6 protein-coding genes are annotated in these 5,691 nt (G+C 69.1%); 2 read left to right on the forward strand and 4 right to left on the reverse strand.

The genetic code is table 11. The annotated features are described in order from the left end of the window. The first annotated feature begins 182 nt into the window (after positions 1–182). Complete coding sequence (locus F3T56_RS30750) at positions 183–2,003, forward strand: glycoside hydrolase family 18 chitinase (protein WP_149828619.1); 1,821 nt, start codon at positions 183–185, stop codon at positions 2,001–2,003. A 250-nt stretch (positions 2,004–2,253) separates the two neighbouring features. Here the strand turns inward: F3T56_RS30750 and F3T56_RS46485 are convergent, their stop codons facing one another. Further along, a complete protein-coding gene (locus F3T56_RS46485; protein ID WP_172639224.1) occupies positions 2,254–3,015 on the reverse strand; it encodes an IPT/TIG domain-containing protein in 762 nt (253 codons plus the stop codon). Between F3T56_RS46485 and F3T56_RS50220 the strand changes: the two genes are divergently transcribed. Beyond that, entirely contained in the window at positions 3,005–3,286 is a 282-nt protein-coding gene (locus tag F3T56_RS50220) for a hypothetical protein (RefSeq protein ID WP_425473663.1), read from the forward strand. The genes F3T56_RS46485 and F3T56_RS50220 overlap by 11 nt on opposite strands. Positions 3,287–3,363: 77 nt before the next feature. Here the strand turns inward: F3T56_RS50220 and F3T56_RS30760 are convergent, their stop codons facing one another. The 3 genes from F3T56_RS30760 to F3T56_RS30775 form a co-directional block, all read right to left on the reverse strand. Next, entirely contained in the window at positions 3,364–3,933 is a 570-nt protein-coding gene (locus tag F3T56_RS30760; RefSeq protein WP_425473664.1) for an IPT/TIG domain-containing protein, read from the reverse strand. A 96-nt stretch (positions 3,934–4,029) separates the two neighbouring features. After that, the gene (locus F3T56_RS30765) at positions 4,030–4,668 is read right to left on the reverse strand and encodes a hypothetical protein (protein ID WP_149828620.1); all 639 of its coding nucleotides are present in this window, start codon (positions 4,666–4,668) and stop codon (positions 4,030–4,032) included. Positions 4,669–5,119: 451 nt separating this feature from the next. Next, entirely contained in the window at positions 5,120–5,572 is a 453-nt protein-coding gene (locus F3T56_RS30775) for a DUF2550 domain-containing protein (RefSeq protein WP_149828622.1), read from the reverse strand. Positions 5,573–5,691 lie beyond the last annotated feature (119 nt).

Raw genomic sequence — 5,691 nt, forward strand, 5'->3', positions numbered from 1 at the left:
TCGATGATCTGGATCAAGGAGCTCGCGCGGGCCACCCCTTGATCGAAACCAGATACAGGCCCTAGCGCCGACCGGCGCATCTCGTGGGCATTTGGTCCAGACCTATTGACCTGTGGTCCAGACCTTTCTACTCTCACCGCACTGCGGCACGTCATGCCCACGACACTCTCAAGGAGGCGCACATGCGCTTCGCAAACAGAGCGATCGCGGGGTTCGCCACCCTGCTGCTCCCCCTCGCCGGGCTCGTCGGCCTGGCAACTCCCGCCCACGCGGCCACCGAAGCCACGGCTACCTACACCAAGACCCAGGACTGGGGCACCGGCTTCGAAGGCAGGTGGACCGTCGAGAACACCGGTACGACCACGATCAGTTCCTGGACCGTCGAGTGGGACTTCCCCTCCGGCACGGCCGTCACCTCGGCCTGGGACGCGGACGTCACCTCCTCCGCCACCCACTGGACCGCCAAGAACAAGTCCTGGAACGGCACCCTCGCGCCCGGCGCCTCCATCTCCTTCGGTTTCAACGGGAGCGGCTCCGGCTCCCCGTCCAACTGCAAGCTGAGCGGGGGAAGTTGTGACGGCGGCCCGACCGTCCCCGGTGACACCCCGCCCTCCGCCCCCGGCACCCCGACCGCGTCCGCCCTCACCAACACCTCGGTGAGGCTCAGCTGGTCGGCGGCCACCGACGACAAGGGCGTCAAGAACTACGACGTCCTGCGCGGCGGCACCAAGGTCGCCACCGTCACGACCACCTCGTACACGGACACCGGCCTGACCGCCGGCACCGACTACTCGTACACGGTGCAGGCCCGTGACACCGCCGACCAGACCGGCCCGGTGAGCGGCGCGACCGCCGTACGCACCACGGGCGGCACCGACCCGAACCCCGCTTCAAAAATCAACCTCGGCTACTTCACCGAGTGGGGCGTCTACGGCCGCAACTACCACGTCAAGAACCTGGTGACCTCGGGCTCCGCATCCAAGATCACCCACATCAACTACGCCTTCGGCAACGTCAAGAACGGCCAGTGCGTCCTCGACGACGCCTACGCGGCCACCGACAAGGCGTACACCGCCGACCAGTCCGTCAGCGGCGTCGCCGACACCTGGGACCAGCCGCTGCGCGGCAATTTCAACCAGCTCCGCCAGCTGAAGGCGAAGTACCCGCACATCAAGGTGCTGTGGTCCTTCGGCGGCTGGACCTACTCGGGCGGCTTCGGCCAGGCCGCGCAGAACCCGGCCGCGTTCGCCAAGTCCTGCAAGGCCGTGGTCGAGGATCCGCGCTGGGCGGACGTGTTCGACGGCATCGACATCGACTGGGAGTACCCGAACGCCTGCGGTCTGACCTGCGACACGAGCGGACCCGCGGCCTTCAGGAACCTGATGTCCGCCCTGCGCACCGAGTTCGGCTCGAACTACCTGGTCACCGCGGCCATCACCGCCGACGGCTCCTCCGGCGGCAAGATCGACGCGGCCGACTACGGCGGGGCCGCGGCCTCGGTCGACTGGTACGACGTGATGACGTACGACTACTTCGGCGCCTGGGCGGCCACCGGCCCGACCGCCCCGCACTCCCCGCTGACCTCGTACTCCGGCATCCCGACCGCCGGCTTCAACTCCGCCGACGCGATCGCCAAGCTGAGGTCGAAGAGCGTCCCGTCCGCGAAGCTGCTGCTCGGCATCGGTTTCTACGGCCGCGGCTGGACCGGCGTCACCCAGTCCGCCCCGGGCGGCACGGCGACCGGCGCGGCCACCGGCACGTACGAGGCGGGCATCGAGGACTACGAGGTCCTCAAGAACTCCTGCCCTGTCACCGGCACCATCGCGGGCACGGCGTACGCGCACTGCGGCGGCAACTGGTGGTCGTACGACACCCTGTCGACCATCGCCGGCAAGATGACCTGGGCCAGGAACCAGGGCCTGGGCGGCGCGTTCTTCTGGGAGTTCAGCGGCGACACCGCGAACGGCGAGCTCGTCACCGCGATGAGGAACGGACTGGGCTGACGAGACTGGGCCGGCAACCGGCCTCGGCCCCGGCACCTCACCGCGGGCCGAGGTCGCCGTTCGCGGTCACGCCCGTGACGGTGAACCCGTGTCTGTCGCCGAGCCGGGTCAGGGAAGCCCGGCCCGGTACCCCGTCGGCGTCACGGCCACGGTAGGAACCACCTGCCCTGCTGCGCTGCCAGGCGGCGTAGGCCGGGACCCCGCCCCGCCTCCCGCGAACAGAACCTTCGCCGTGTCGATGGCGCCCGGGTCACCGTGGTCGTTGCCCGGTACGTGGCAGTGGCCGAAGTGTCCGCCCTCCGACTGCCACACAGAACGTGAACGGGGTGCCGGACCCCCGTCGTACGGCACAGGAGGGCCCGCCGGCCAGCGGTCCGGCACACCCCAGGAAACGGAGGGCGGCGAGGATCCGCTGCCACCCGGGCTTCTCCCGGGGGTCCCAGCCGTCGGTCCACGGCATGGCGGCGCGACCGAGCACCTCGATCTGAACGTGGACCAGCCCTTCGCGGTTGGTGCGACGGGAACCGTCGTTGCGCAGGGCGCGCGCCGAGTGGTGCAAGGGGCCGAACTGTCCGACCCGGTCCGTCACCGGGCAGTAAATGAGGTGCGGCTCGGCCGCCACTCTGATCAGGTACGACGCCACCGCCTCCAGATATTTCCCGCCGGCCGGGGACTCGGTGGTGTGGTGCACCACCCGGGGAGGATTGCGCGGGGTGTCCATCGGGCCGCCGATCACCCCGTCACCGAACCGGATCACGCCGCCGATCCATGAGATGCCCCGGTCCGCGGTGGTCACCGTGACGGCGGTGGCGCCGGCCGCGTGCGCGGGGGTCACCGCGGTGATCTGGGTGCCGCTGTCGACGGTGAACGAGGCGGCCACCCCGCCGAACAGCACCGTCGTCGCACCGGTGAAGTTCGAGCCCGTCAGCGTCACCGTCGTCCCACCGGCGGCCGGGCCCTGCCCCGGCGACAGGCCCGTCAGGGTAGGTGTCGTGACATAGGTGAAGGGCACCGACTGGCTGCTCGTGCCCTGGGTCGTGGTGACGGTGACGTTCACGGTTCCGGTGCCCGAGGAGGTCACCGCGGTGATCTGGGTGCTGCAGTTGACGGTCTACGACGTGGCGGATTTGGTTCCGAAGCGGACGGCCGGCACTCCGGTGAAACCTGTGCCGGTCACGGTGACGGTGGTACCGCCCGAGACCGGCCCCTGGTTGGGACTGACCGAAGAAACCATAGGGGCAGCCATGGCTGTACTCCTTCACGCGGGACTGGGAGACCGATAACGCGTGTGACCACGTCATGGCGGGGCCTGTAGGGACGAGCCCGTCCGGGCGGAGGGGGACTGCCGCCTGGACGGGGTTCATCGCCTCTCTGACAGGGAGGTGGTCGGACCGGTCAGACGCCGGGGGCCTCGACGTACAGGAATCCGCCGAGGGCGGTTGCCGATCCAGAGGGGTTGGTCACGACCACATCCGGCCGGTCCCGCCGTACCGGGCGGAGTGACCACCCTCAGCGAGGTCGCGCTGGTCGCCTCGAACGGCGCCGTGTCGCCACCGATGGTGACCGAGGTCGTGCTGTCCAGGTTGGTTCCGGTGATGGTCAGCCAGGTCCCGCCCGACGTCGGACCCTCTTCCGGGTTGATGGTCCCGATCGTGGGGTTGTCGACGTAGGTGTACGTCAGGCCGTTGCCGGTGCCGCCCGCGGTGGTCACGCTCACCGACACAGGCCCGGCCGCCAGGCCCGCAGGCACGACGACGCTGAGCCGGCCGTCGTTGACCACGGTGGGGGTGACGGAGGTGGTTCCGAAGGACACGCTGGTGGCCGTGGACAGGCCGGTGCCGTTGATGGTGACGGGGTTGCCGTCGGCCATCGGCCCGGAGGTGGTGTCCAGGGAGGACTTGAACGGGGCACCGACGTAGAGGTACGACACACGAGTTGCTGGTCCCGCCCGGGGTGAACCGACCGGCACTGCCCGTAGGGCGCGGCCGGCGCACAGAAGCCTCCGCTTTCGTCACACGGCCACCGTTCAAGGTGAGCGGACCGATCCCTGTGAGGATTCCGCCGCCATCGAAGGACTCGGCCTCGTTCTCCACGACCGCGGTGCCATTGAGGACCGTGGTGCCGGCGTTGAACAGTCCCCCACCGGTGAACTCCGCGTGTTGTCCCTGATGGCCCCCGCGTTCGCGGTCAGCGTGGCGGACTCGGCCACGGAAATCCCGCCGCCATCACCCCCTGTGTTGTCCGAGACGGTGCTGCTGACGAGACGCGCCGTGGCACCGGACAGGGCTGCGATCCCACCGCCGAGACGGGAAGCGGTGTTGTCGGTGACCCGGCTCGTGACCATGAGGAGTCTCCCCGCGGTGAGGATGCCGCCACCGGAGCCGACCCCGTCGTCGCCGGTGACGCTGCCGCCCGACACGGTGATCCCGTTGAGGCTGAGTGATCCCTGCGGACCGACTTCGGCGACACGGAACGGCGTGGTCGCGTCACGGACGATGGAGGCCCTAGTCCCGGTGATGGTGTCGTTCCCGGTGATGGCCGGCAATCCGTTGGCACCGTTGGGGCCTGCGAGCCCCGCCGGGGCGGTGAGCTCGTATCTGCATCCCGACGCCAGCAGGAGGGATCCCCACCCGCGGGTGCTCGCCTCGCTGATCTGCTCGATCAACTCGGCGGTGTCTCCTTACGGCACCAGCCACGCCCGGCTCGGGGACAGGGGCTCGGCGGTCGCGGGCGCGGCGGTAACCGCCGCGGAGGCGGTCAGCAGTGCGGCCACGGCCAGGCCCGAACGTTCTTCACGGTCGGCACGGATTCTCCCTTGATCACCGTTGATCGTTGTCGTTCAACTTGATCGGAAGCGGTGACCGTTGGCACCCAGGGAGATCTGGACGGGTGACGACGTACGACAGTGTGCGACGTACCGCGGCAATCGCCAACTGGGCCATCGGACTGCCTGCGGCCTTTCTGCAGGAGCCCGGGGATCATGCCGGCATACCGCGATGGGCACCCCCGGTGGAGAGATTGGATCCCGATCAGCCGGTGCCGTTCGCGGCACCGGCTGATGCGGCGGCTCGCATCACAGCGGTGTCAGGTCACAGCAGCGTCAGATCACAGCAGCGTCAGGCCACATTGACGCGTTGTCCGGGCGGGGCTGCCTCCAGCCACGCGAGGAAACCGGTCAGAGCGTCCTCGCTCATCGCCAGCTCAAGGCGGGTCCCGCGGTGCAGACACGCGAGGATCACATGGTCGGAGAGCAGCGCCAGCTCCTCCTCACCCTCCGGGGTGCGGCGACCGGCCACCTCGATCGCCGAGCGCTCCAGGACGCGGCGCGGGCGGGGGGAGTACGAGAAGACGCGGAACCACTCGACGCGGTCGCCGTTGTAGCGGGCGACGCCGTAGCCCCAGCCCTTGCCGTTCTCGTCGTCGCCGGGTTTCTCGGGGGCGTTCCAGCGGAGGCTGCAGTCGAAGGTGCCGCCGGAGCGCTGGATGAGTCTGCGGCGCAGTCCGAAGACGAAGAGCCCCACCACCACGAGCGCGATCACCGACCCGCACACAGTCAGAGCGAGGACCATCGACACCGACCTCCTCGTCTCCTAGGTAATGGAACTGCCAGGTACTAGGTAATAGAGCGTAAAAAACACCCACATTTGCCTCAGCCGCGGCTGGGTCGGGATGTACTCATCCAGACCCA

The sequence above is a fragment of the Streptomyces tailanensis genome, from assembly GCF_008386495.1.
GTDB classification, from domain to species: domain Bacteria; phylum Actinomycetota; class Actinomycetes; order Streptomycetales; family Streptomycetaceae; genus Streptomyces; species Streptomyces tailanensis.